Raw genomic sequence first — 24,362 nt, forward strand, 5'->3', positions numbered from 1 at the left:
AAACAAATAAATAACAAATGTAACATTTATTTCTTAATTTAAAATAAACTTAAAAAATATATTTGAATTAAAATTAAAATATTTTATAATTTTAGGAGCTAAAAAGCTCCTATTTTTAGCCGTTGAATGTGGTATTGTAATCAAGATAAACAACATGAGTTGCAAGGTATTCATAAAGTCCGTGCTTACCATCAGCACCACCTATGCCACTCTTTCTAAATCCTGCGTGAAAGCCTTGCATAGCTTCAAAATTCTCACGATTTATATAAGTTTCGCCAAACTTAATCTCACGGCAAGCTCTCATAGCTGTGTTTAGATTTTCTGTATAAATACTACTTGTAAGCCCGTATTCACAATCATTTGCCATATCAATTGCTTCATCTAAAGTATCAAAACTAGTAACTGGTAAAATCGGTGCAAAGATTTCTTTTTGCATAATATCACTCTTATGGTCTGCATTGCTAAGTAGTGTAGCTGGGTAGAAATATCCACTAGTATCAGTAATCTTACCACCAACTTCTAATTTTGCACCTTGCTCAAGTGCGCGTTTTAGCATTGCATCAGCATTTTTAACACCCGCTTCATTTACAAGTGGCCCCATATCAAAATTACCTTTTGCAGTATTTCCGAATGTAATTTTGCTAAATTCATCAGCCATTTTATTAATAAACTCATCATATCTTGATTTATGCACATATACGCGTTCTGCACAATTGCAAACTTGTCCGTTATTGCAAATTCTACTTGCTTTAATTGCAGGAATTACTAAATCCATATTTGCATCTTTGCATACGATTGCAGGTGCTTTTCCACCAAGCTCAAGATTTACTTTTATAACATTTTTTGCAGCTGCTTGCATAACTCTAACTCCAGCTTCTACGCTACCTGTTACACTTACCATTCCAATAAGTGGGTTTGAGCTTAGCTCATCTCCAACCTCACTTCCTTTTCCGCTAACAAGTGAGAAAACTCCTTTAGGAACTCCAGCTTCATGAGCTAATTTTGCAAATTCAAATGCGTTGTTTGGAGTTTCGCTACTTGGCTTAATTACTATTGTATTTCCTGTTACAAACGCAGGTGCAAGTTTTCTAACTATTAAGAAAAACGGGAAATTCCAAGGTAAAATCCCTGTCGTAACACCAATTGCAGTTCTAAATAAAAAGATATTTTCATTTGCCCTATCACTTTGAATAATTTCTCCTTCATAAGTTCTTGCAAATCCTGCCATATAATCTAAATAATCAGCCGCAAAATCAATCTCAACTTCAGCTAAACCTCTAACTTTTCCTTGCTCTTCTTGTAAAATATCAGCTAGCTTTACTCTATCTCTACGAATTAATTGTGCGATTTTTTTAAGGTAATTTGCACGTTCAATAGCTGGAAGTGCTTCCCATTCTCTACCCGCTCTTTTTGCAGCTTCAAGCGCTCTTTTAGCATCATCTCTTGTGCCTAGTGGATATTCACTAACTTGCTCTTTTGTAGCAGGATTATAAACAGGTGCCATTTCTCTTTTTTCAGTAACAAACTCACCATCAATATACATTTGATAACTCTTCATAACTTCTCCTTTTTTAAATGATTTTGAAATATCTTATCAAGGAATATTAATTATTTTTGTATATTCAAAAAAAATTCTAATTTTTTTACGAGAATGTGAAAAAAAGTAACACTTTAGTATTTTTAAAAAAGAATTTGAAATAAGCATTTCAAATTCTATAAAAGTTATTTTCTATAACCCATTGTAAATATTTCATTTGAGCTATCATCTAAAAGATTTAAATACCTTTCATAATGCTTTAAAATATCTACTATTATTTCTTTTTCATTTAAATATTTTATATCATAACCTAGTCTATCATCGCCAAAAAATGTTATAGGTCTATATTCAAATTCCTTTGATAAATTAGGCAAATTCTCATCATCTAATAAGGTTTTATTTACTTCGTGTTTTTCTATTTTTACCCCATAAATAAAATCTTTTGATAAGTCTTTTTTAATCACTAAACTAATTTTATTTTTTTCTTCTTTTATTAGTGCTTTTAATCCACGCTCGCTTAATTTATTGCAAATCTTTTGCATAGCAGGTTTTACAAGCTCGTTTAAAAACTCTTGCATATCTTTTATTTGAGATTGTTTTAAGATTAAATCAAGCCTTTGTTCCCAAAAATCTCCACTCCAATAAACACTAGCCTTACTAACTCTTGTATTAAAATATCTACTATCAACTATTAAGCCTTTAAGTAGTGATGCACACATAATTACAAGCATTAAAGCAAACGGAAGTGCAACTATCATAGTAACGCTTAAAATAGTATCAAGACCACCAGAATATGATAAAGATATTGCAATAGCAATTAAACTAATGCCCCATAAAATACTTTGCCATTTATAAGGTTTTTCTTTACCACCACTTGCTAAAGAATTTAAAACAAATATCCCACTATCAGCAGAAGTTATAAAAAATAAAACTAAAACTACTAGAGCTAAAATAGTGCTAATTTGTGAAAATGGTAAAAGATTTAAAAACTCAAATAATAACTTTTCAGAACTTTGAGAAAAATTACTTAAAATTTCATTATATTTTAAAGCAGAATTTCCAAATACACTAAACCATAAAACATTAAAAGAAGTAGGAACAATCAAAACTCCAAATATAAATTCTCTAATAGTTCTACCACGAGAAATCTTTGCTATAAAAAAGCCAACAAAAGGCGCCCAACTAAGCCACCAAGCCCAATAAAAAATAGTCCAAGAATTAAACCAGCTAATATAATCTTTATTATATGTATAGGTTTTAAAACTAAACTCAACTATATTTGAAAAATATAACCCTAAATTAGAACTAAAATCAGATAATAGCTCAACCAAATCACCACTAACTAATACAAAAATCATTAGTAAAAATGCTAAAAGCAAATTAATCTCGCTTAATATTTTAAGCCCTTTATTAACTCCACTAATAGCTGAAATAGTAGATAAACTAACAACTATTAATATAATAATAGCTTGTTCGCTAAATGAAATATCACTAAGCCAAGCAATATTAACAAGTCCTGCATTTAAAGAACTTGCAGAATATCCAAGTGTTGTGCTAATTCCAAAAACGGTTACAATTAATGCCAAAATATCAATAACATTGCCCCAAAATCCATAAATTTTATCTTTTAAAAAAGGATAAAAAGCACTTCTTAAAGTTAAAGGCATTTTATAACGAAAACCAAAATAAGCCATAGCTAAAGCACAAACCCCATAAATAGCCCAAGGATGAATTCCCCAGTGAAATAGAGTATGAATTAAAGCTTCTTTATCATCTATATTTAATGATTTTTTATGAATTATAGGCTCAGCCACACCAAAATACATAAGCCCAACGCCCATTCCAGTAGCAAACAACATAGAAAGCCAAGAAAAAAAGCTAAAACTAGGCTCATCATCATCTTTACCTAATTTTATATCTCCAAATTTAGATAAAGCTAATAAGACCATAAATCCTACAAAAAAACTAACACTAAGTATAAAAAACCAAGAAAAATTAGTAAAAACTGAAGTTTTAATATTATTTAAAATACTACTTGTAAATTCTGGTAAAAATATACTTAGTAAAACTAAAATTACAATAAATACTATGCTTGGAACAAACACAGCGGGTAAAAAACTCGTTTTTATCTTCATATTTTCTCCTTGAGTTTTCAGTCTAACAAGGCTTAGTTAATGAGATTTGCAAGATTTAGATGATAATTACATAATTTGTCTATATAAAAGAAAAATTAGCCATTAACCTAAAAAAATTTTTATATCAATTTCTTCAAAAAAATTTATATAGTTTTTAATAAATTTTTTATAAATATATATGTAATAATTATAAAAGATAATAATAAAAAATAAAAATTATAATATGCAAATACACTTAAAAAATCTAAAATTAAAATATTATAAGATTTTAAAAAAGATTGATATATCAGCATATTTAGAATTAAAATAGCTAATATAAATAACTTAATAAGTAAAGATTTTTGACTTGTATTAGTTTTTATATTGGTATTAAGATTTGCAAAATCATTATAAATAAAAACAACAATAAAAATACAAAATTAAACCCTAAAAATAAAACTTCACTTTTTAATAAATAATAATTTATAAAAGGATAAGATAAAAATAAAATCAATAAAATATTTTTATATACTTTCTTAACCCTATAAACCAAGCTAATGCCTAGAATATAAAGAAAAATAAATATAAAAGATATATTTGAAATTTGAAAAACATATTCAAATAATATATAAAAAAACAAAAAATATACCTAGTAAAGCTAAGAATTTAAAATAAAGTTTTTTAGATAAATCTATATGAAATTTAATAAAAATATATTTAGCAAAATCTCTTTAATTTCTTTCATTTTCAATACTCTTTTGTATATTATCTAGCTTATTTATAAAATAATCAAGCTCATTTTTATTTTTAAAAACACTTAGAATTTTATCTAACATAATATTGTCTATTTTGGTGCAAATTAGTGCTAATTCTTTGGCTTTTTTTGTAGGACTTAAAATAAAGGCTCTTTTATCATTTTGATTAGTTTTTCTAATAACTAAGTCTTTTAAAACAAGCTTATCAACTATTGCTTTTATGGTGTTTTGGTCTTTTTGGGTAAGTTCTGAAAGCTCTTTTTGTGAGATTTTTGGGCTTTTACATAAAGCATTTAAGACTATCCATTGTTCAGGTGTAATGTCTAAGTCTAAAAATGATTTATGTAAATGCTGATAAATAATCCTAGCAGTCGCACAGATTTTGATACCTATATTCATATTATCTCCTTGCAACTGCTATTTTAACTATTAATTGTTATCTAATTTTTCTTTTATATGTCCTTTGTATTCTTTATACCAAGCATCTATGCCTTCTTTTCCTATGATATATGGATGGGTTTTGAAATTATTATTATAAATGTTTTCTAATTTTTCATATCCATTATTTCTAAATAAATGTGATTCTAGCTTTGCTACTACATTGTTTTTATCAAGCTCTTTTTTAAACTCATCTAAAGATTTATCATAAGCAATTTGTAGATTTTTATCTTTTGAAATTCCATTTCCACCCCATAAAAATACATTAAATTTCTTACCATTAAACGAGCTTTCAAAGATAATTGAAGTAGTTCCTATGGTATGCCCTGGGGTTAAGAAAGTTTTAATTTCTTTATTACCGAGCTTTATTATTTCTTTATCTTTTAGTAAATGATTAATCGTTGGCTTAGGATATTTTGGGTCATTTGGGCCTTCGTTGTATGAATACATAAAATCCTTATCAATAGCACTCATCATAACTTTTGCGTTATATTTATCTTGAAAATACTTAGCCCCACCATAATGATCGCCATGTCCATGAGTAATTAAGACAATTTTTACATCTTTTGGGTCTAAATTATAAGCTTTTAACCCATTTTCAATCACTTTTGCATCATCATTATCCCACATAGCATCAATTAAAATTATGCCTTCGCTAGTTGTTATTGCGTATGCTACAACGCTTTTTGTCCCAAGACAATAAACATCATCAAAAACCTTAGTAGGCTTTAGCGGAGTATGGTCGTGTAATAATTGTAAAAGCTCCTTAGGAGGCGTGTCATCATTAGCTAATAAATTAGCACCTAAAATACTAAATGCACAAAATAAAATCGTTGCAAATCTTTTCATACTAGACCTTTCTTTAAAAATTAATATGTATGCGTATTAAATTTACACCATAAAAATTAATAACAAACTTAAAACCTATTAATTATTTCTATTTCGCTTTGTTTAAAGTCTAGAGTTTGGGCTTTATTATTTAAATTAAGCTCTATATAAACAACATCACTTAAGCTAGATAAAATCAATACATCTTTTAATACATAATTTCCATCGCTTAATTTACAAATATTTTTCTCTCCTTTTTTAATATCACAATCATTAATATCTAGCTTTTTATAATTTATAAAATAACTCATATATAAACTATTTTTACTAACTACAATATCAGTTCTAAACCCACCAATGTTGGCTAATTTAACAACTTTAATATCAAGACTAAAAAAATACCAAATAGAGCAAATTATCCAAATAATTTTTATAATCAAACTAAATCTTTTAAAAAAATATGCAAAAAAACATAAAGTAATAAATATAGCCATCATAACATTTAAGCAATGATTTATCGTTGGAAAAGTTACATTTTCGTTTTGATATATTTGAACTAAACTTAAAAATACTAATTCAATTATGATAATTACTATAATTACAAATAATAAAAATACTCTTTCATACAAAAAATTAAGAATTTTAAAGCCAAATTTATTTGACTTTTTTCTTTTACAAGCTAAAAGCACAACAAATTCAATCATAACATAAGGAATAATCCCTATAAAAATAGAATAAACAAAACACACATATCCAAATGTAAGTAATAAATTAAAATCAAATCTAGGCAAATACCCAACTTCAAATAAATAATATTTTGTATAAGCTATTACAGAAACAAAAGTTATTAAAACTAAAGAAAATCTCATAGTTTTTACAAATATATTGGCGAGTTTTAATAATTTAAAATAATTAAAATAAAGCCTTTTAAACTCTCTTTTGTAATTTAACATTAATCTTTTAGTATTCCTAGCAAAACAAATTCTAAATTTCTTTAAAAATTTATCAGACATTTTTACTCCTTTTTTTAAATTTAGCAAAAATATCTTTTACTTTTTAAAAAATTCAATAAATTTTTTAATATTTTTATATAATAAAAAAAATTATAAGGACAAAATATGAACTCAAGCTTATTTTTAATGGGAAGAATAAAAGAACTATCAAATGAATTAATTTTAAAAGAACTTAGTAAAAGAGTAGAATTTGATTTATCCTTTTCTCACGCTGATATTTTAAATATATTATTTGATGAAAAAGAATATTGTATGGTTCAAATAGCACAAAAAATACATAGAAGCAAGGCTACAATTAGCTCTTTAATAGACAAATTAGAACAAAATGGATATATCACAAAAAGCCAAAGTAGTAACGATAGTAGAATGTATTTAATAAAAGCAACTCAAAAAACTTTAGATTTAAAACCAATATTTGAAGAAGTATCAAATATAGTTTTTGAAAAATTACTTAAAAACTTTTCAAAAGCAGAAGAGTTATTTTTAGAAGAATTATTAGAAAAAATGCTAAATAACATAAAAAATTAAAATATATTTAACTTTTTATGCAAAAATAGTTCGTTATCAAACTAAAAAGGAGTCAAAATGAGTAATGGATTTAGTGTAAAAAGTCTAGGAGAATTTAAAAATATTCAAAGAATTGATTTAAAAGAAGCTTTAGGATTTACATCTTGTGAAATAAGTATTAACACAATGGAAGCAAATACTAATGTGCCTTTTGTTCATTATCATAAAGAAAATGAAGAAGTTTATATTATCTTAGATGGTAATGGGGAAATAAAGTTAGATAATGAACTAATTTTAATTAAAACAGGAGATATAATTAGAGTTGCACCTAGTGTAAAAAGACAGATTTTTGCAAAAACTAAACTAAATTATATCTGTATTCAAGCAAAAGAAAATTCTCTAACCCAATACACTTTTAGTGATGGCGTAGTAGAGTAATTTAACTTAGGAGTAATCCTAAGTTAAGCAAATATATTAATCAAATAAGTATTCAAAGGAATAGCCACAATATCTATCAAAACAGAACCGCACAAAGGAACTATCAAAAATGCAGGTTTTGAGAATAAAGAATATCTATTGCAAGCAGCATTCATATTTGCAACCGCATTAGGAGTAGCACCCAAGCCATGCCCCATTAATCCAGCACACATAATAGCACTATCATAGTTTTTCCCGCACAATCTAAACACAACAAATATTGCAAATAATGCTAAAACAACAACTTGAACAAAAAGCGTAATCAATAAAGGCATAGCAACCACGCTTAATTCATTGATTTTTAAACTCATCATAGCCATAGTTAAAAATATTCCTAAGCTAAGCTCACTAATAGTATCTATTGTGTATTGATTTAATTTAAATATATTAAAAATATCATTTATATTTCTAATTAGCATTGCTATTAACATAGCGCCCACATAGCTTGGCAAAGAATAACCGCTAAGTTTTGTAAATAATGAACTTATATAAAATCCAATGCACATAATACAAAGTATTAAAAATAAAGATTTTAAAAATTCTTGATAACTTGCGTGATGAATATTGTGCTTTAGCGGGTCAATATCTTGTATATCTTCGTTTGTTTTTATCTCTAATTTATATTTAAGTATTAAATATCTACATAAAGGCCCACCGAGTAAAGAGCCGCTTATTAAACCAAAAGTAGCCGCTGCAATTGCTACTACTTTAGCATTGCTAAGACCACTTAAATCTTCCACCATACCACCAAAAGCAATAGCATTTCCGTGTCCTCCTTCTAAAGCAACAGCCCCACTTAAAATTCCATATAAACTATTCAGCCCAAAAGCATTCATCATAGTAATTCCAATAGTATTTTGCATAATAGCCATTACCCAGCAACACGCTAAATATATTAAAAGCAATTTACCACCAACTTTTAATAATCTAGCACTTCCGCTAAGCCCTACAACACTAAAAAATACAACCATAAAAGGAGTTTGCAATGACTTATCAAATTCAATATTAATATCTATAAAGGTTAAAAACCATACTAAAATACTTACCAAAAATCCACCAACAACAGGAGCTGGGATACAAAATTTTTCTAAAAAATTGATTTTGGTTTTTAAAAACATTCCAAATAATAAAACACCAATGCTAATTGCCAATACGCTTAAACTATCAAAACTCATATAACAGCCTTTCTTAATAAAATATAAGCTAAATAAGCGCTTAATTTAGCAGTATGATTATCTATATCATATTTTGGATTAAACTCGCAAATATCAGCTAAAGCAACTTTTTTACTATCTAAAATAATTTTTAGTATCGGTAAAATTTGTTGCAAACTAATACCATAAACAGCAGGAGCACTAACACCTGGTGCATAGCTTAAAGAAAACACATCAATATCAATACTAAGATATAAAACATCGCAATCTAATATAAATTCTTTTACAATTTTTGCTGAATTATCAAAGTCTTTATCTAAAACATATTTAGCATTCATATCTTGCATAGTATTAAATAAAGCTTGAGTATTTGATAAAGCATTTGCCCCAATACATAAATATTTATAAGAATAATTATTTGATTTTGCGTATTTATAAGCTTCATAAAACGAATTGCCTGAAGTGTGTTGGGGTTGAATTCTCACATCAAAATGTGCGTCAAAATTAATAACACCTACATTTTGTTTATTATCTAATAAAGCCTTAATTCCAGCCAAAGAAGTTTCGTGACCACCACCTAAAATAACGCAATAATCTTGATTTTTTAATACTAAATTAAGCTTATCGTATAATAAATCATCAGCTTCTTCTAGGCTTTTAAAATTATCAATATTACCTAAATCATCAAAGCTAAAATCATCAAATACAGCAAAATTTGCCATATTTTTTCTAATAATATTCGGTGCTAATTCGCTACCAACTCTTCCGTGATTTCTATCTACACCTAAACTAGAACAAAATCCTATTAATTTATTTGAAGATGAAGTATTCAAACATTTAAAAACTCTGTTATGAATACTTTCTTCGCCATCATTTCTTCCAATCCACATAAAACTCTCCTTTAAATATCTTATACTTTAAATTGTTTTAATTAAATAAACAAGAAATACTTAAAAATTGAGTTTAATATGTGTAATTTGGTAATAAAATTAGGAAATAAATTCCTAATTTTGTAAAGATTTATAAATCACATCTAAAACGCTGCCATCACGATATTCTACAACGCCTACTACCTCATCGCCAAATTTAATACTAGCTGGTTTGCCTGTGATTTTTTCTGCCATTTCTTTTAGTTCTTCAATCGTATATAATTTAATACCTGCTTTTGTGAAATTCTCTATCAAATCAGTTCTTTTAGGGTTTACTGCAATTCCGTAATCAGTGCAAACCACATCAACATTTGCTCCTGGGGTGCAAATTGTGCTTACATTATCAACTACGATTGGAATTCTAGCACGAATTAATGGTGCTAAAATCATTGCAATTTTTGCACCTTCAGCAGTATCTTGGTGTCCGCCTATTGCTTGATTAATAACACCTGTTGAAGTAGTAATTACATTTACATTGAAATTCGTATCAATCTCAAGTGCTCCCAACATTACAAAATCTAATTGATTTACCGCTGGAGTAACTAGATTTGGATTTGCATAAAAAGATGCTGATATTTCATAATGTTTTGGGTTTTTTGCAAGTGAGCTAACAGCATCTAAATCAAAACTTTGAGTATCAAAAAGCGCATCCATCAAACCATTTTCATGCAAATCAACTAAAGCAGCAGTGATACCACCAACACCTAAACTAGCAGTGATATTATGCTTAATCATCTCTTCTTTTAAAAGCTTAGTTACTGCTAAAGAAGCTCCTGCAGCTCCTGTTTGAAAACTAAAGCCATTTTTAAATAAACCTGATGCTAATATACATTTTAAAGCATTTTCAGCTATTAAAATATCTCTTGGATTATCATTAAAACGAATTGCACCTGATACTATACCTTTTGGATCGCCAATACTCTCAATCTCACAAACAAAATCCACCATAGTTTGGTCAATACTAGCAGGAAGATTTATTCCATCTACTAAATTATCAGTAATTGCAATAACTTTATTAGCATACATAGCATCAACCTTAGCATAGCCTAAACTACCACAAGCAGATTTGCCTGTATAACCATTAAGATTACCAAATTTATCACAACTTGGAGCACCAATAAATGCTACATCAATTTTAAGTGAGCCATCTTCAATAGCTCTAGCACGACCACCATGACTTCTAATAATTACAGGAGTTTTTAATCCACCATTACTAATAAAAGAACCCAATGGCTCTCTTAGACCACTTGTTTGAAGACTTGTTACAACACCATTTTTAATATGCTCAATTAAAGGTTTATGACAAGTTGAAAGAGAGCTTGCTGCTACGCAAAGATTTTTAATACCTAGTTTGCTTATTTCTTCTAAAACTAGATTTAAAATATAATCTCCACTTCTAAAATGGTGATGAAAACTTATTGTCATACCATCTTTTAAGCCTGATTTTATAATAGCGTCTTTTATACTTGAGACTAATTTATCTTCTTTTTTGCCAACTCTAATAGCTGCACCGATTTTACGCTCTTTTGGTTGTTTTAATTCTCCACTATATACAACTACATCTTTATAATTAGCAATTTTATTAGGTATTTTTCTATTAACTGCATTTACTTTATACATAATCATTCTCCTTTATAAAGACCACTAGCTTTAGCTAATTCAAGCACTCTTAAAGCTCTAATAATAATTGGACCATCTACCATTTTGCCATCAACTGCAATTACACCTATGCTATTTTTTTCCGCTTCTTTAGCTGCGTTTACTACTTTTAAAGCGTCTATTATTTCTTTTTCTTTTGGAGTATAAATATCATGAACTATTTTGATTTGACTTGGATGAACTACTGATTTGCCATCAAAACCTAAGTCTTTTATAAATTGCACTTCTTCAGCAAATGCAACTTTATCTTTTATATTTGAAAAAACGGTGTCAAAACAATATAAATTATTGCTTCTTGCTGCGTGAATTATCTGCTCTCTTGCATAATAAAGCTCCATTGCGTGTTTGCTTCTAGTTGTTTTTAAATTCGTTACATAATCTTCAGCTCCAAGAGCAATCCCCATTAATCTATCACTTGCCTTTGCAATCTCACAAGCATTAATAACCCCAGTAGCACTCTCAATTGCTGCTAGAATTAAAGTTTTTTTAGGACGATTTAATTTATGCTCAACTTCGCTTATTAACTCATCTACTTCTTTAACTTCGTTTGCATTATCAGTCTTTGGAAGTCTTATAACATCAACTCCAGCACTAACCATAGCTATTACATCATCTCTTCCATAAGGAGAATTTAAAGCATTTATTCTTACAACAACTTCAGTTGAACCATAATTAATCTTTTTAAGAGTTTCATAAGTTAGCATTCTAGCAGCATCTTTTGCTGAAATACTTACTGCATCTTCTAAGTCAATCATAATAGAATCACTTCCATAAATATGTGCGTCTATTAATTTTGCAGGTGCATTTCCGGGTAAGAACATCATACTTCTTCTAAGTCTATCTTTATTTAGCATAATTCACTCTCCCAATCATAATCTTTTAAACTAGCTCTAAAAATAGCAGTTTTAAGTCTTGCACGAATTACTAAATCAAGCGCTCCTTTATCTTCTATTTTTATTGTTACATTTTTAATATCATATTCATCTAATACTTCATTAACGCTAGCTAATATTTGTTCTCCAAATTGTTTATAAACACTAGAATTTAATTCAATTTTCCTTCCCACATTAGCAGGACTTACACTAATTAAAACATCGCCTGATTCTAATGAACCAGCACTTGCAATAGTTGTAATCATCAAATCTCCTAATTAATTAAATTTTTTAAGTTTTCTTTTATTATTACAAAGATAACTTAATTTTTAGTTATTAAATTGTTTTTTAAATACTCATAAGTTGAATTAGCACAAAGGGATTTTAACTCCTTATTATTTAAATAATCCTTATCATTTAAAATAATTTTTCTAATCCTACTTGCACTTATTACTTTTTTATTTATTCTAGCTCTACTGATTTCATAGAATTTGATTTTAAATTCTTTTAAAATTTCTTTTGCTTTTTGGTTGTAATCTTTTGTTATTTTATCTTTTGGTTCTGTCCCAAAAAATCTCATATTTATCCCTAAAATAGGTGCTATTTTTGTAGCAAATAATGTAATATCAAGCCTTGAATAAATCTCATTAACATTAGCATTATCCTTTAAAAAATATGTAGGAAAAGTAGCTTTTGAAATAATATAATTTTTACTTTCGTGAATTATTATGTTTTTATAATCTTTTAATTCATTTCTTACAATCTCAAGCCTTGCTTTTGTATTAAACATACTTAAATCTTCGCTTAAAATAAATATATGCAATATTTCGCAGTGCTTTAAGGCTTTTTGAATTAAATATAAATGCCCTTTACTCATAGGATTTAAATTCATTACAATTGAGCCAATTTTTTTTGCTTTTTTATAATGTTTAGCTAGTTCAAATTTATAATTTTCATAATTTAACTTTGTGTTTTCAAATAACGCAACATCTTTTGTAAGACATAATAAATAAAGCCCTAAACTCTCAAATACTTTTACATTACAAGGCTTTGTAAATATAAAATATTCATTTATATTTAATTCTCTTAATTTATCTGCAATTTGAGTTAGTAAAGTAGCACTAAAATTATTACCTTGTAAAGATTTATCAATTGCTATACATTTTACAATATTACCGCTTATACAAGCACTTGCTTTAATCTCTTCATTTTCTTCATAAACTAAAGCATATTCTATATCTTCATCGCATCTTAAATCAAATCTTTTTAAAAATAATTCTAATTTTTCTCTTTCATAAGCTAATAATAAATATCTAAACATTAAAACCTAGCTTCGTGTTCTAATTGATTTTTGCAAATATCTTCTATTGAATACTCTAATTCATATTTTAATAAATTACAAGACTTAATTTTATCGCAATGGTCATTTTTTAAAGCTATTGTTATATCTATTTCTTTTTTGCTTAACTTTTCTACTAATTTGATTAGATTTTCTACACTTATACTTTCTTTGCTAGCTATTGTAGTGCATATATTTTCTTTGGTTGTATAAAGCTCGCTAGCTACTTTTAAATTAATATTAACAATATCATCAATATGTGCGAAATGATAATTCTCATCATAGTTAAAATCACGACCTAATTCAGACTTACCGCAAGCAATTCTTGTGATATTTTTAATAATTGAATAATGTTCAAATTCTCCTAAAAATATCTTAGAATAATACCCTGCAATATTGCAATATCTTAAAATTGCATAAGAAAAATCAGGATTGCTTCTAGCATAATCTTGTATCATATTTTCAGCTAAGATTTTTGTCTTAACATAAGCATCACAGGTATTTTCCAATCCTACATTAGCAAATATACTTGATGGATATATTAAAGTCTTAACTTTAAATTTTTTCATAGCTTTTAATAATTTAAAAAGATTTATGATATTGTTTTCATAAAAAGTTAGATTATCTTTTTTACTAAAATTCTCATTGCTAGTTGCTGCAAAATGAAATACCATATCAATTTTAAATCTTGACATTACATCTTCTAAAGCTTCGCTATTTGAAATATCAACTTCATAAAAATCAACTTCATAATATTTTTTTATATTTTTTATAGCTTTTTTGTTTTTACCGCTTAAATTATCAATTCCAATTACCTTATGCCCAGCTTCTAAAAATCCAGATGCAGTGGCTGAGCCAATATATCCTGCAACACCTGTTATTAAAACTACCACTTTACTTCCTTAACTTAATTTTTGTTTTAAAATCTCATAAGCTTCATTAATCTCATGAAATTTCTCTATCCCTGCTCTTAGCTCGCTTTCACTAAGATTTTTTGTGTTTAACACATCAGGATGATATTTTTTAGCAAGTCTTCTATATGCTGCTTTTACTTCAACTAAACTAGCATTAGGACTTAATTCTAAAACCTCATAAGGGTCTTTTTTAATTTTATTATTATTTTGTTTGTTATTGTTACCAAAATTTATAAATTGTGCAAATTCTTGTGTAACGCCAAAAATCTCTGCAATTTCTTTTAACGCAAAAATCTTTTTTTCACTAAAACCATCAATACTCGCACAATAAAGCAAACTTTGCATAATATTAAGCTTTTCATTTTTGCTTAAAATAAAATTATTTTTAAGCTCTTGTGCCACTATCCTATAATTTTCTGGATTTTCTTTAGCTTCTTTAAAAACCTTTTTTAATCTCTCACGCTCAACTAAATTATAAGAATTATTATCTAGTATTAATTTTATAAATTCGGCTTCTTTAGGCGAAATTACTCCATCAAGTTTAGCTATTTTTGCAATAAGTGCGACTAGGTATTCAGCATATCCACCTTTCATTTTAGTAAATTGATTATTTAAAATATTTCCTTTAAAAAATAAAGGTAATAAAATTGCTCCAATAAGCCCTAAAATAGCCGTTAAAATAGTCCCTAATATTATCGCAAAAAACGATATTATGGTTCTAATAATACCCTTACCTGTAATAAATCCTATAATTGCTAAAATTATTATTAATAATAAAAATATATTCAATTTTCTTCCTTTATAACACTTAAAATCTTTTGGAAATTATCGTTTTTCCTTTGTAATAATCAAATTTTTATTTTTTATCATAGCCTTCAATGTAAGCTAAAACTTTTTTGTAATTTTCCTTGCGAATACCATTTGCTATAGCAAATAATTCTATAACATATATAATGGTTAATAAAAATCCCAAAAATAAAAAACAAAGAAAAGCAATAAGTCCGTCACTACGATGGAAAAATAAACTATAAATTTTTTCTACAACTTTAATCTCAGTCATCGCCATTAATAAAATAATTGTAAAAGAAAAAAATAATAAAAACTTTATAAATGCTAAAATAAAATCACCCTTATAAATCCTATCAATACCACAAATTCCTATCGTAGCCGCTAGCATAAAACCTAAATTTGGATCTTTTAAACAAATATTCTTAGACAAATTCTTATCTTTTATAGTTTCTAAATCCTGCGTTCTTAGTCTATCTTGAAGATAAGATATTTGTTCTTCAGTCATTTTTTGCCTTTAAAAATTTACTATTAATCATTATCCTTAAGTGCAATTAATACACCTTCTATCATTTTTTTAATATCCCCATCAAGTATCGCATCAACTTGGCTAAATGCCTCATTACTTCTAGCGTCTTTTACTTGCTGATAAGGAGCTAAAACATACGAGCGAATTTGATGTCCGAAACTATTTTCGCCAACTCCTCCTGTATCTTTTCCATCGTTTAATTTCTCCATTTCAAGTTCATATAATCTTGAACGAAGCATTTTATAAGCTGTGGCTTTGTTTTTATGCTGACTTCTATCGTTTTGGCATTGCACTACAATTCCTGTTGGAATATGAGTAATTCTTACCGCACTTTCTGTCTTATTTACATGCTGACCACCTGCACCACTTGCTCTATAATAATCAATTCTTATATCTTTTTCTTCAATTTCAATTTCTATATCATCATCAATTTCAGGTGCAACGATTACACTACAAAAACTCGTATGGCGTCTAGCATTACTATCAAATGGACTAATTCTTACAAGTCTATGAACTCCGTGTTCAGCCTTAAAATACCCGTAAGCATTAAGCCCACGAGCAACAAAGCTAACATCTTTTATCCCTGCTTCATCACCTTCTTGATAATCTAGTGTTTCAACTTTAAAGCCTTCTCTTTCACAAAATCTCAAATACATTCTATAAACAATACTCGCCCAATCATTACTCTCCGTTCCACCTGCTCCTGGGTGAATATTAATAATTGCGTTTTTAGTATCATTTTCCCCACTTAAAAGCATTGATATTTCAAGACTTTTAATAGTTTCTTCTAAATTAGGACTATCTATAAATAAAGCTTCTAAAGTCTCATAATCATTTTCTTTCACCGCAAGTTCAAACAACTCGCTAGTGCCTACTAATTCACTATTTGCAATTTCATATTTTGATACTAATTGATTTAATTTAGTTTTTTCTTTACCAAGCTCGGCTGCTCTTTTTGCATCAGCCCATAATGCTGGGTCTTCTTGCTCTTTTTCTATTTCTTTTATTCTTTCTTTTGCCTCGTTTGGTTTGATTATTTTTTCTATATTGTCAAGTTTTATTTGTAATTCTTTTAATAATTCACTAAATTCATAATTATCCAAATTTTGCTCCGTAGTTGTATTTTAAAGGCAAATCTTAGCTAAAATTTATTAAGATAATAGCTTTTTTAAAAGGAATTTAAATGAAATTATTTTTACAAAGTTTAGGCTGTAATAAAAACTTAGTTGATAGTGAAATTATGCTAGGTCGCTTAAAAGAATATGAAATTACTAATGAAGCAAGTGAAGCTGATGTATTGATAGTAAATACTTGTGGCTTTATAAAAAGTGCAAAAATTGAAAGTATTAATGCTATTTTAGAACTACACGAAATTAGAAAAAAAGGCTCAATTTTAGTAGTAACTGGCTGCTTAATGCAAAGATACAAAGATGAATTAGTTAAAGAATTACCCGAAGTTGATTTATTTGCAGGAGTTAGCGAGTATGCAAAAATTGATGAATTAATAGCAAGTCGTGAAAGTAGATTTAGAGATTTTGTATATTTACAAGACGCAAATACTCAAAGAGTAATAACAGGCTCAAATACTCACGCTTATATAAAAATCGCTGAAGGTTGCAATCAAACCTGTAGCTTTTGTGCTATTCCTACATTTAAAGGCAAGTTAAAATCTCGCCCAATAGATGATGTAGTAGCTGAAGTTAAAGGCTTAGTTGCTAGGGGATTTTATGATTTTTCATTCATTGCTCAAGATACAAGCTCTTATTTAAAAGACTTAAAAATTAGCGATGGTTTAGAGAATTTAATTTCAGAAATTGAAAAAATTGAAGGCATAAAGGCTGCTAGAATTTTATACCTATACCCAAGCTCAATTAAGCCTAGTTTAATTACTAAAATAATTAATTCAAAAGTATTTGTGAATTATTTTGATATGCCACTTCAACACTCAAGCGATAAATTATTAAAAATTATGAAGCGTGGCTATGATAAGGCTAAGGCTATTAGCTTTTTAGAGCAAATGAGAGCAGCTCCTAATAGCTTTTTAAGAACTGGTTTTATCGTAGGACACCCAGGAGAAAGTGAAGAAGATTTTGAAGATTTATGCGAGTTTATTAAAGAATTTGATTTTGATAGAATTAGTGTGTTTGCATATTCAAAAGAAGAAGATACCGCCGCTTACTCAATGCAACAAATCAATGCAAATACTATTAAAAGTAGGCTAAAAAAGATTGAAAAAATCGTAGATGCTAAAATCAATGCAAGTTTTGAAAAAATGCTAAATCAAGAAATAATAGCAAGTTGTTTAGGAGAATCTAGCGAAGGCGAGTTTTTTATAGGTGCTAAGCCGCTTTTATTTGATAGAGATATAGATGGAGAAATCTTAATAAATGAAAGTGAGATAGGAGAGCTAAAAGTGGGTGATTTAATAGTTTGTAAAATCACTCAAGTGCATGAAAAAACACTAATAGCAACTGCAATTAGACGCTATGAGAATTGAATATTTAGAAGAGCTAAAAGGTAAAAAAAACCTTTTAGCATTTTCACACGGGACTGATAGCACGGCACTTTTTTATGCACTTTTAGAGCTTTGTGAGTTTGATTTATGCCTTGTGAATTATCAGACTAGAATTAATTCAAATAACGAAGAGCAAAGCGCTATAAAATTAGCAAAAGCTCATAACAAAAAAATCTTTACTAAAAAAGTAAATCTTGATAATAATAATTTTGAAAGTAATGCTAGAAAATATAGATATGATTTTTTTGATGAATTAATGCAAGATTATGATAATTTAATAGTAGCTCATAATTTAAATGATAGGTTTGAGTGGTTTTTAATGCAAATTACAAAAGGTGCGGGATTATGCAATCTATTGGGTTTTAACGGGATTGATACAAGGAAAAATTATAAAATAATTCGCCCATTAATTAATACTAGCAAAGATGAAATTATGCTGTATTTAAATGAGAATAATTATGAATATTTTCAAGATGAAAGTAATTTTAATACCAAATATAAAAGAAACGAAATTAGATTAAATTATGCAAATGATTTTGTAAAACACTACGCAAATGGCATAAGAAATACTTTAAAATATTTAGAATTTGATAAGAGTAAAATATGTAAAGATAGCTTGGTTTATAAAGGAATTTATTTTTGTAAAGATGAAAATTCTTTAGATAAAGCTATTAAAAAACTAGGTTTTGTAAGCTCATCAAAGCAAAAATTAGAGCTAAAAAACCAGCTAAATAAAAACAACGAAGCCGAGCTTTATTTTAGGACTGATTGTGTTTGTGTTTGCTTTTATAAAGGATTTTTTATGGTTTTTTTAAAGGCTATTACAAAGCTTAGTAAGGAGCAAAAAGACGCTTATAGACTAGCAAAAGTGCCAAAAAATCTTAGATTTTTCCTAGCGTTAAATAATATAAAACTAAATGAATTAATAAATCTTACAAAAAACCTAAAATCAACTCATAATAATTATTGATATTTGATTTTAGGAATTTCTTTTTATGTAAAGATTAAATATTTAAGATAATGATTTAATACTTAATTTGCTGATTTTATAGTAATTTTTACTAAAACCAATAACTACAATTTTAATCATTTTTAAAATATAAATAAAAAATATTTAATCTACTTCAAGCAAATTTGTTGTTTTATAGTAACTCTTCTTTATTTTTAAATTATATTTTTTCATAAAATCTTTTTTTAATAAATTGAAATTCCTGTTTTAAATTCCCTTAATATTCATCAAAATATATAATATCAGTATCTTCATCGTAGTTTTTATAGTATTCTAAATAAAAATCAGGCAAGGTTTTTAAACTTTCACACCCATCAAACATCTCATACATATTCTCAACACTATTTGTGTATAAATTAATAAATTTATCAAAACTCGTGCAATCTTTAAACATCTCGCTCATATCCACTACATTTTTTGTATCAAAATCTACATATTGATTAAAACTAGAGCATTTAGCAAACATCGCATTCATATTTACTACATTTTTTGTGTCAAAATCAAGCTCTTGATTAAATTTAGAACAACCCGCAAACATAGCACTCATATCTTTTACATTGCTTGTATTAAAATCAAGCTTTTGATTAAATTCTTTACAATCATAAAACATACAATTCATATCTTCTACATTTTTGGTATCAAAACTAAGCTTTTGGTTAAAACTCTTACAACCTGCGAACATTTCAACCATTTGTTTTACATTTTTTGTATCAAAACTAAGCGGTTGATTAAAATTTGTACATTTATAAAACATACCATTCATATTTTTTACTTTACTAGTATCAAACTCTAGTTCTTGGTTAAAATTACTACACCATGCAAACATTTCACACATATAAACCACATTAGAAGTATCAAAACTAAGCCCTTGATTAAAGCTAACGCAATTAGCAAACATTCTTGTCATATCTTTTACATTGCTTGTATCAAAACTAAGCTCTTGATTAAATTCTTTGCACTCATAAAACATCCCACTCATGTCTTTTACATTGCTAGTATTAAAATAAATCGCTTGATTTAGTTTTTCACATCCTAAAAACATCGCTCTCATATCTTCTACACTAGAAGTATCAAAACTAAGCTCTTGATTAAAGCTAACACAATTAGCAAACATTCCATGCATATCTTTTACATTGCCAGTATTAAGGCAAATCGCTTGATTTAGTTTTTTACATCCGTAAAACATTCCTTCCATATTTGTTACATTTTTGGTATCAAACTCAAGCTTTTCGTTAAAATGCATACACCCTGCAAACATTTCGCTCATATTCACTACATTGCTAGTATCCCATTCGTTTATCCCACTAAAGTCTTTTCTGCTACTTTCATAAAAAAGCCCACTCATATCAGTGATAAGGCTTGTATCAATATCACCTAGATAAATACTCTCATCATTTGCTAGCTCTTTTAGCTCGGCTTTTATGGTTGGTTTGTATTTTTTCATCTTTTATCCTTGTGAGTTTTTTGTAGTTATATCATAAGCATGTGCCTGATTATGTCCATATGTGATTTTTTAAAAATTTTTTTTAGAATTTGAATTAGGAATTTCATTTTAATTTTATATTTGGTTTAAGAACTTCACTCTCGCAAAATTATTTAATTTAGATTAAAAATACACGAAATAAATTCATCTCGTGTATTTTCTAATTACTATTTTAATTTCTCTTCTGAATTAAAAAAAGAATTTTGTAAAACTTTTAGCATTGCCTTTTGGTGGTCATTAATTTGGGTTTTTTGCCAAACCTGACTAATCAACTTATTACCATTCTCATCTTTTTGATATTCTTCATTTTTATATATATCTAAAAGTTTTAAGCTAATCACTAAGCCTTTTTTTAAGTAACTATCAAATTGTGATTGTTTCTCATTAAACGGCTTATTGCTAAATTCTGAATTTTCTCCATCAGTTATCAAAGCTAGATTTCCAAAATTATCCAACACTTCTTGATTTTCTTCTTGCTTAGCCAAACCACTTACATCATTTTGTGCTAAAACATGTTCAACTGAATTAACATACCTAAAACGATATTTTTCAGTATCATCTTTATGTTTTTCCTTAAAATTTTCATCAGTTAATAAGTAATATTCCAAGCGATAAAACCAATAATGCGGGGTATTTGTACCTTTATTTAAAAAATTAAAATTTAAACTTGTAATATCTGTTTGTTCTTCACTACTAATTTCATTAAAAGAAATATCACTAATAATATCAATTAAATTTTGAGTATTTTCTTGTGGGTTGTTTTCTTTTACCAATTGCTTTAATGCCAAAAGGTCATCAATATTCTTTAGGTAGTTTTTAAGCTTGCCAGCATTGCTTTTTAATATTTCCAAATAATTTTTATTAGCTATTACTTTTTGTTCTTCAAAGATTTTATTTTTACAAAATTCTAAGTAATGCGTTAAAAAGTGGTGGTAGTTGGCATTATCTCCACGCCTTGCTACTCTTAGATAGTTTTGGATTAGTTTTAAATCAATAGTATTATCAACTTCATGCCAATCATCATTTTTATTATCATTCTTTTTAAATCTATTCCATAACTTATACACATTTTCATCATCATCAGATTTTCTTTTTATCACAAAGGTATCAAAAATGGTTCTGTAATCTTTTAAAGCATCTATGATTGTTTTTGCTATTAAAGATTTACAAGCTTTACAAGTAAATCTATCAAAATCAATACATTCCCAAGTATTTTCAAGGAATTTATCTTTTTTTATTGATATTTCAGATTTAAAATAATTTCTAGTTGATTCTTGTCTTGATAAAATCTTAAAAACATGCAAAACAAAGGTAGGAAAATCAATAATACTCTCAAACTCAGCTCTATCTTTATCGTTATTTGAATAATTTTGTAACTTATTTTCATTATTAATTATATTTTCAATAGTTGGCGGAGTTGTATTAGGGTCTTTACTATTATTTACAAAACCAAAATCTGAAAAATAATTCATCTGCGAACATTCATCAAATATCCTAGCGTATGTTGTAACTTCGCTTTTTTCTTTTTGATTTTCTTGTTCTTTTTCATTATCGCTTATCAGCTTTAACAATCTTGCCTTTAAAATATCTGTGCCGTCAAGCTGAACGCCTGTATTATTCATCCTTACGAAGTATTTATTTAGCTCTACTTGATCGCCTAAAATTACTAGATTGAACTTAACTTTTTCTTTTATAAAATCAATAAAATCTTCACCATCTTTACCGAAATACACTTCAAAACATTTAAAAGCATTCTTAAAACCTACATTAGTATTGTTTTTTTCGTTAAAACATTCATCTAAAGATTTTTCATTATCACAATAATCTTCTATCGCCTGAATATCTTCTTTTCTAATAGGCATTTCTATATCAAAATAATCTACTTTATTGATAGAAAATTCTTTTTTTAGCAAATACCTTAAAACTAGCCAAATAGTAGTTAGCCTTTGCTGTCCATCTATAAGGATATATTTGCCATTATCTTTTGATACTACAATATTACCTATAAAATGAGTTTTTTGTTGCTCAATACAGTTTCTAAAATCATCTAAAAGAGCTTTTATTTGCTCATCTTTCCAAGCATAAAGCCTTTGATAAGTTGGGATTGTAAAATTTTTCTTAAATTCTATGTTATTATTTTTTTCATTTAGTTTATTGATAGTGCAAATTATTGATGTTGCTTTTTTATTTTGTTCCATTTTGCTCTCCTAAGTAATGACCTAAAATCCCATATTTTTCGTATTTTTCTCTTATTTCTTTTAAATATTTTTTACTTTCTTTTCTTTTTGCACCTTCATGCTTATTTTTTTCTTCTTGATAGCACTTTTCTATAAAAAGCTCTAACTGATTAGCCAAATCACTTTCATAGGTGCTAAAATGAATGATTTTTAAAACATCTAAAGCATTTTTTGAGCAACTAATACTACCTTCAACTATCCTTTGCGAATAAACAGCTCTAGTAATTAGCAAGGCTACATAATCAAAATTAGCGCAATTAAACTTATCTATATAAGCCACCAAGCACATTCTAACGCCTGTTAAAATATTTACTTTACTTTTAATATCTGGATTATTTAAATCTTTTAAAAAATCTAAGCTTTTTACATACTCAAGTATTTTTGCGTATTTTCTAAAATATTCAAAAAACTCACTACCTATGGCAAAATCTCTCATAATGCCATTGTCATATTTTGATATATTGTCTAAATCTTCTTTACAAAACTCAGCAAAACTTAGTTTATTAAAGCCTTTATATATTTTTTTACCTCTAGTCCATAATCTAATCGGAGTTAAAATACTATTTATAAAATAAGAAATATCAAGAGAATTAGGATAATCTTGCTGTTTTATTAGCTTTTCAAAATACCTAGCTTCATTTTTTTCTAAAAATGTGCTTTTTTGGCTTAAACTCTGTAAATGAAAGGCTTTTATTAAATCATAGCTTTCTAGCTTTTTGCCTTTTGAGTTGGTATTGTCAAAAAAGATAAAAGCATCATCGGCATTTGTTGTAGCTACTATTATAAATTGAGTTTTTTCTAGCTTTTTTAAAAAATCTTTAGCCTTATCTTCGTTACTCAAATAGTTTTTAATATACTCGTAATTAGTCTTGATATTATCTTGAGAAATTTTATGAAAAAAACTTACATTACTTAAGTAGTTACTGTATCTATTTTGATTTTCATTAAAAATTTCATATTTCCCCAACGCCATCAAAATAAGCTTAATCGTAGTTAGCCTTTGCTGTCCGTCTATTACTTCATAAATTGTTTTATTATCTCGTTTGATTTCATGTAAAATAATAGAGCCTAGCAAAGCTCCATCTTTAGTATTTTCAATATCTTTTAAAAGCATTCTTGTTTGCTTTATCTCCCATACATAAGGGCGTTGATAATCAGGTATGCTAAGTTCTAATTCACTTGCCAAAGCACTAAAACTTGAGACATTAGAACCTACTGGATTTTCATCGCTTAGATTAAATTTAATCCCACTTTTAATCTCACTCAT

Annotated in this window: 22 protein-coding genes; 4 read left to right on the forward strand and 18 right to left on the reverse strand. The window is 27.5% G+C overall.

Features of this window, described 5'->3' with window-relative positions:
- Positions 1 to 115: 115 nt before the first annotated feature.
- The 5 genes from aldA to AVBRAN9333_RS06175 all read right to left on the reverse strand — a co-directional run bounded on the left by aldA (position 116) and on the right by AVBRAN9333_RS06175 (position 6,685).
- The gene (gene aldA, locus AVBRAN9333_RS06155; RefSeq protein ID WP_336609613.1) at positions 116 to 1,558 is read right to left on the reverse strand and encodes an aldehyde dehydrogenase; all 1,443 of its coding nucleotides are present in this window, start codon (positions 1,556 to 1,558) and stop codon (positions 116 to 118) included.
- 164 nt (positions 1,559 to 1,722) lie between these two features.
- A complete protein-coding gene (locus AVBRAN9333_RS06160) occupies positions 1,723 to 3,672 on the reverse strand; it encodes a BCCT family transporter (RefSeq protein WP_239802939.1) in 1,950 nt (649 codons plus the stop codon).
- A gap of 710 nt (positions 3,673 to 4,382) precedes the next feature.
- Positions 4,383 to 4,805, reverse strand: a complete 423-nt coding sequence (locus AVBRAN9333_RS06165) for a MarR family winged helix-turn-helix transcriptional regulator (RefSeq protein WP_336609614.1) — start codon at positions 4,803 to 4,805, stop codon at positions 4,383 to 4,385.
- A gap of 30 nt (positions 4,806 to 4,835) precedes the next feature.
- Positions 4,836 to 5,693 carry a metallo-beta-lactamase gene (bla, locus tag AVBRAN9333_RS06170; RefSeq protein WP_336609615.1) on the reverse strand — a complete coding sequence of 286 codons (858 nt, stop codon included), beginning with the start codon at positions 5,691 to 5,693 and terminating at the stop codon, positions 4,836 to 4,838.
- Positions 5,694 to 5,761: 68 nt separating this feature from the next.
- Entirely contained in the window at positions 5,762 to 6,685 is a 924-nt protein-coding gene (locus AVBRAN9333_RS06175) for a hypothetical protein (RefSeq protein WP_214118062.1), read from the reverse strand.
- 105 nt (positions 6,686 to 6,790) lie between these two features.
- Here AVBRAN9333_RS06175 and AVBRAN9333_RS06180 point away from each other — a divergent pair, with 105 nt between their 5' ends.
- Together AVBRAN9333_RS06180 and AVBRAN9333_RS06185 are read left to right on the forward strand one after the other, a co-directional pair.
- Positions 6,791 to 7,213 carry a MarR family transcriptional regulator gene (locus AVBRAN9333_RS06180; RefSeq protein ID WP_214118064.1) on the forward strand — a complete coding sequence of 141 codons (423 nt, stop codon included), beginning with the start codon at positions 6,791 to 6,793 and terminating at the stop codon, positions 7,211 to 7,213.
- 57 nt (positions 7,214 to 7,270) lie between these two features.
- Positions 7,271 to 7,630: a cupin domain-containing protein gene (locus AVBRAN9333_RS06185; RefSeq protein ID WP_214118074.1), complete on the forward strand. Its 360-nt coding sequence runs from the start codon at positions 7,271 to 7,273 to the stop codon at positions 7,628 to 7,630.
- Between the two features lie 23 nt (positions 7,631 to 7,653).
- Here AVBRAN9333_RS06185 and gltS read toward each other — a convergent pair whose 3' ends face one another.
- From gltS to prfB, 10 genes are all read right to left on the reverse strand, one after another.
- Positions 7,654 to 8,844 carry a sodium/glutamate symporter gene (gltS, locus tag AVBRAN9333_RS06190; protein WP_336609616.1) on the reverse strand — a complete coding sequence of 397 codons (1,191 nt, stop codon included), beginning with the start codon at positions 8,842 to 8,844 and terminating at the stop codon, positions 7,654 to 7,656.
- Positions 8,841 to 9,713: a formimidoylglutamase gene (locus tag AVBRAN9333_RS06195; RefSeq protein ID WP_214119888.1), complete on the reverse strand. Its 873-nt coding sequence runs from the start codon at positions 9,711 to 9,713 to the stop codon at positions 8,841 to 8,843. Before AVBRAN9333_RS06195 ends, gltS begins: the two co-directional genes overlap by 4 nt.
- A gap of 114 nt (positions 9,714 to 9,827) precedes the next feature.
- Entirely contained in the window at positions 9,828 to 11,372 is a 1,545-nt protein-coding gene (citF, locus tag AVBRAN9333_RS06200; protein WP_214118076.1) for a citrate lyase subunit alpha, read from the reverse strand.
- A gap of 2 nt (positions 11,373 to 11,374) precedes the next feature.
- Positions 11,375 to 12,265, reverse strand: a complete 891-nt coding sequence (locus AVBRAN9333_RS06205; RefSeq protein WP_214118078.1) for an aldolase/citrate lyase family protein — start codon at positions 12,263 to 12,265, stop codon at positions 11,375 to 11,377.
- On the reverse strand, positions 12,259 to 12,549 hold the full coding sequence (gene citD / locus AVBRAN9333_RS06210; RefSeq protein ID WP_239802947.1) for a citrate lyase acyl carrier protein: 291 nt from the start codon (positions 12,547 to 12,549) through the stop codon (positions 12,259 to 12,261). Before citD ends, AVBRAN9333_RS06205 begins: the two co-directional genes overlap by 7 nt.
- Positions 12,550 to 12,605: 56 nt before the next feature.
- Positions 12,606 to 13,604, reverse strand: a complete 999-nt coding sequence (citC, locus tag AVBRAN9333_RS06215; protein ID WP_336609617.1) for a [citrate (pro-3S)-lyase] ligase — start codon at positions 13,602 to 13,604, stop codon at positions 12,606 to 12,608.
- Complete coding sequence (locus AVBRAN9333_RS06220; protein ID WP_214119891.1) at positions 13,604 to 14,515, reverse strand: SDR family NAD(P)-dependent oxidoreductase; 912 nt, start codon at positions 14,513 to 14,515, stop codon at positions 13,604 to 13,606. The genes citC and AVBRAN9333_RS06220 overlap by 1 nt, the downstream gene beginning before the upstream one ends.
- Positions 14,516 to 14,524: 9 nt before the next feature.
- Positions 14,525 to 15,325, reverse strand: a complete 801-nt coding sequence (locus AVBRAN9333_RS06225) for a DnaJ domain-containing protein (protein WP_275591982.1) — start codon at positions 15,323 to 15,325, stop codon at positions 14,525 to 14,527.
- Positions 15,326 to 15,392: 67 nt separating this feature from the next.
- Positions 15,393 to 15,830, reverse strand: coding sequence for a TM2 domain-containing protein (locus AVBRAN9333_RS06230; protein ID WP_214118085.1), 438 nt, complete (start codon positions 15,828 to 15,830; stop codon positions 15,393 to 15,395).
- 23 nt (positions 15,831 to 15,853) lie between these two features.
- Positions 15,854 to 16,954, reverse strand: coding sequence for a peptide chain release factor 2 (gene prfB, locus AVBRAN9333_RS06235; RefSeq protein WP_214118087.1), 1,101 nt, complete (start codon positions 16,952 to 16,954; stop codon positions 15,854 to 15,856).
- Positions 16,955 to 17,034: 80 nt separating this feature from the next.
- Here prfB and rimO point away from each other — a divergent pair, with 80 nt between their 5' ends.
- Together rimO and tilS are read left to right on the forward strand one after the other, a co-directional pair.
- Positions 17,035 to 18,348, forward strand: a complete 1,314-nt coding sequence (gene rimO / locus AVBRAN9333_RS06240; RefSeq protein ID WP_214118089.1) for a 30S ribosomal protein S12 methylthiotransferase RimO — start codon at positions 17,035 to 17,037, stop codon at positions 18,346 to 18,348.
- Positions 18,338 to 19,336: a tRNA lysidine(34) synthetase TilS gene (gene tilS, locus AVBRAN9333_RS06245; protein WP_214119894.1), complete on the forward strand. Its 999-nt coding sequence runs from the start codon at positions 18,338 to 18,340 to the stop codon at positions 19,334 to 19,336. Before rimO ends, tilS begins: the two co-directional genes overlap by 11 nt.
- 256 nt (positions 19,337 to 19,592) lie before the next feature.
- On the opposite strand, the gene AVBRAN9333_RS06250 is transcribed toward tilS, so the two are convergent.
- From AVBRAN9333_RS06250 to AVBRAN9333_RS06260, 3 genes are all read right to left on the reverse strand, one after another.
- On the reverse strand, positions 19,593 to 20,819 hold the full coding sequence (locus AVBRAN9333_RS06250) for a BspA family leucine-rich repeat surface protein (RefSeq protein WP_336609618.1): 1,227 nt from the start codon (positions 20,817 to 20,819) through the stop codon (positions 19,593 to 19,595).
- A 206-nt stretch (positions 20,820 to 21,025) separates the two neighbouring features.
- Complete coding sequence (locus AVBRAN9333_RS06255; RefSeq protein ID WP_336609619.1) at positions 21,026 to 23,056, reverse strand: DUF262 domain-containing protein; 2,031 nt, start codon at positions 23,054 to 23,056, stop codon at positions 21,026 to 21,028.
- Complete coding sequence (locus AVBRAN9333_RS06260) at positions 23,043 to 24,362, reverse strand: DUF262 domain-containing protein (protein WP_336609620.1); 1,320 nt, start codon at positions 24,360 to 24,362, stop codon at positions 23,043 to 23,045. The genes AVBRAN9333_RS06255 and AVBRAN9333_RS06260 overlap by 14 nt, the downstream gene beginning before the upstream one ends.

It is taken from the genome of Campylobacter sp. RM9333 (assembly GCF_020137705.1).
Classification (GTDB): domain Bacteria; phylum Campylobacterota; class Campylobacteria; order Campylobacterales; family Campylobacteraceae; genus Campylobacter_E.

Bases quoted from the DNA above. Each gene is read 5' to 3' on its own strand.
- aldA (WP_336609613.1), bottom strand. From the start codon at position 1,558: ATGAAGAGTTATCAAATGTATATTGATGGTGAGTTTGTTACTGAAAAA.
- AVBRAN9333_RS06160 (WP_239802939.1), bottom strand. From the start codon at position 3,672: ATGAAGATAAAAACGAGTTTTTTACCCGCTGTGTTTGTTCCAAGCATA.
- AVBRAN9333_RS06165 (WP_336609614.1), bottom strand. From the start codon at position 4,805: ATGAATATAGGTATCAAAATCTGTGCGACTGCTAGGATTATTTATCAG.
- bla (WP_336609615.1), bottom strand. From the start codon at position 5,693: ATGAAAAGATTTGCAACGATTTTATTTTGTGCATTTAGTATTTTAGGT.
- AVBRAN9333_RS06175 (WP_214118062.1), bottom strand. From the start codon at position 6,685: ATGTCTGATAAATTTTTAAAGAAATTTAGAATTTGTTTTGCTAGGAAT.
- AVBRAN9333_RS06180 (WP_214118064.1), top strand. From the start codon at position 6,791: ATGAACTCAAGCTTATTTTTAATGGGAAGAATAAAAGAACTATCAAAT.
- AVBRAN9333_RS06185 (WP_214118074.1), top strand. From the start codon at position 7,271: ATGAGTAATGGATTTAGTGTAAAAAGTCTAGGAGAATTTAAAAATATT.
- gltS (WP_336609616.1), bottom strand. From the start codon at position 8,844: ATGAGTTTTGATAGTTTAAGCGTATTGGCAATTAGCATTGGTGTTTTA.
- AVBRAN9333_RS06195 (WP_214119888.1), bottom strand. From the start codon at position 9,713: ATGTGGATTGGAAGAAATGATGGCGAAGAAAGTATTCATAACAGAGTT.
- citF (WP_214118076.1), bottom strand. From the start codon at position 11,372: ATGTATAAAGTAAATGCAGTTAATAGAAAAATACCTAATAAAATTGCT.
- AVBRAN9333_RS06205 (WP_214118078.1), bottom strand. From the start codon at position 12,265: ATGCTAAATAAAGATAGACTTAGAAGAAGTATGATGTTCTTACCCGGA.
- citD (WP_239802947.1), bottom strand. From the start codon at position 12,549: ATGATTACAACTATTGCAAGTGCTGGTTCATTAGAATCAGGCGATGTT.
- citC (WP_336609617.1), bottom strand. From the start codon at position 13,604: ATGTTTAGATATTTATTATTAGCTTATGAAAGAGAAAAATTAGAATTA.
- AVBRAN9333_RS06230 (WP_214118085.1), bottom strand. From the start codon at position 15,830: ATGACTGAAGAACAAATATCTTATCTTCAAGATAGACTAAGAACGCAG.
- rimO (WP_214118089.1), top strand. From the start codon at position 17,035: ATGAAATTATTTTTACAAAGTTTAGGCTGTAATAAAAACTTAGTTGAT.
- tilS (WP_214119894.1), top strand. From the start codon at position 18,338: ATGAGAATTGAATATTTAGAAGAGCTAAAAGGTAAAAAAAACCTTTTA.
- AVBRAN9333_RS06250 (WP_336609618.1), bottom strand. From the start codon at position 20,819: ATGAAAAAATACAAACCAACCATAAAAGCCGAGCTAAAAGAGCTAGCA.
- AVBRAN9333_RS06255 (WP_336609619.1), bottom strand. From the start codon at position 23,056: ATGGAACAAAATAAAAAAGCAACATCAATAATTTGCACTATCAATAAA.
- AVBRAN9333_RS06260 (WP_336609620.1), bottom strand. From the start codon at position 24,362: ATGAGTGAGATTAAAAGTGGGATTAAATTTAATCTAAGCGATGAAAAT.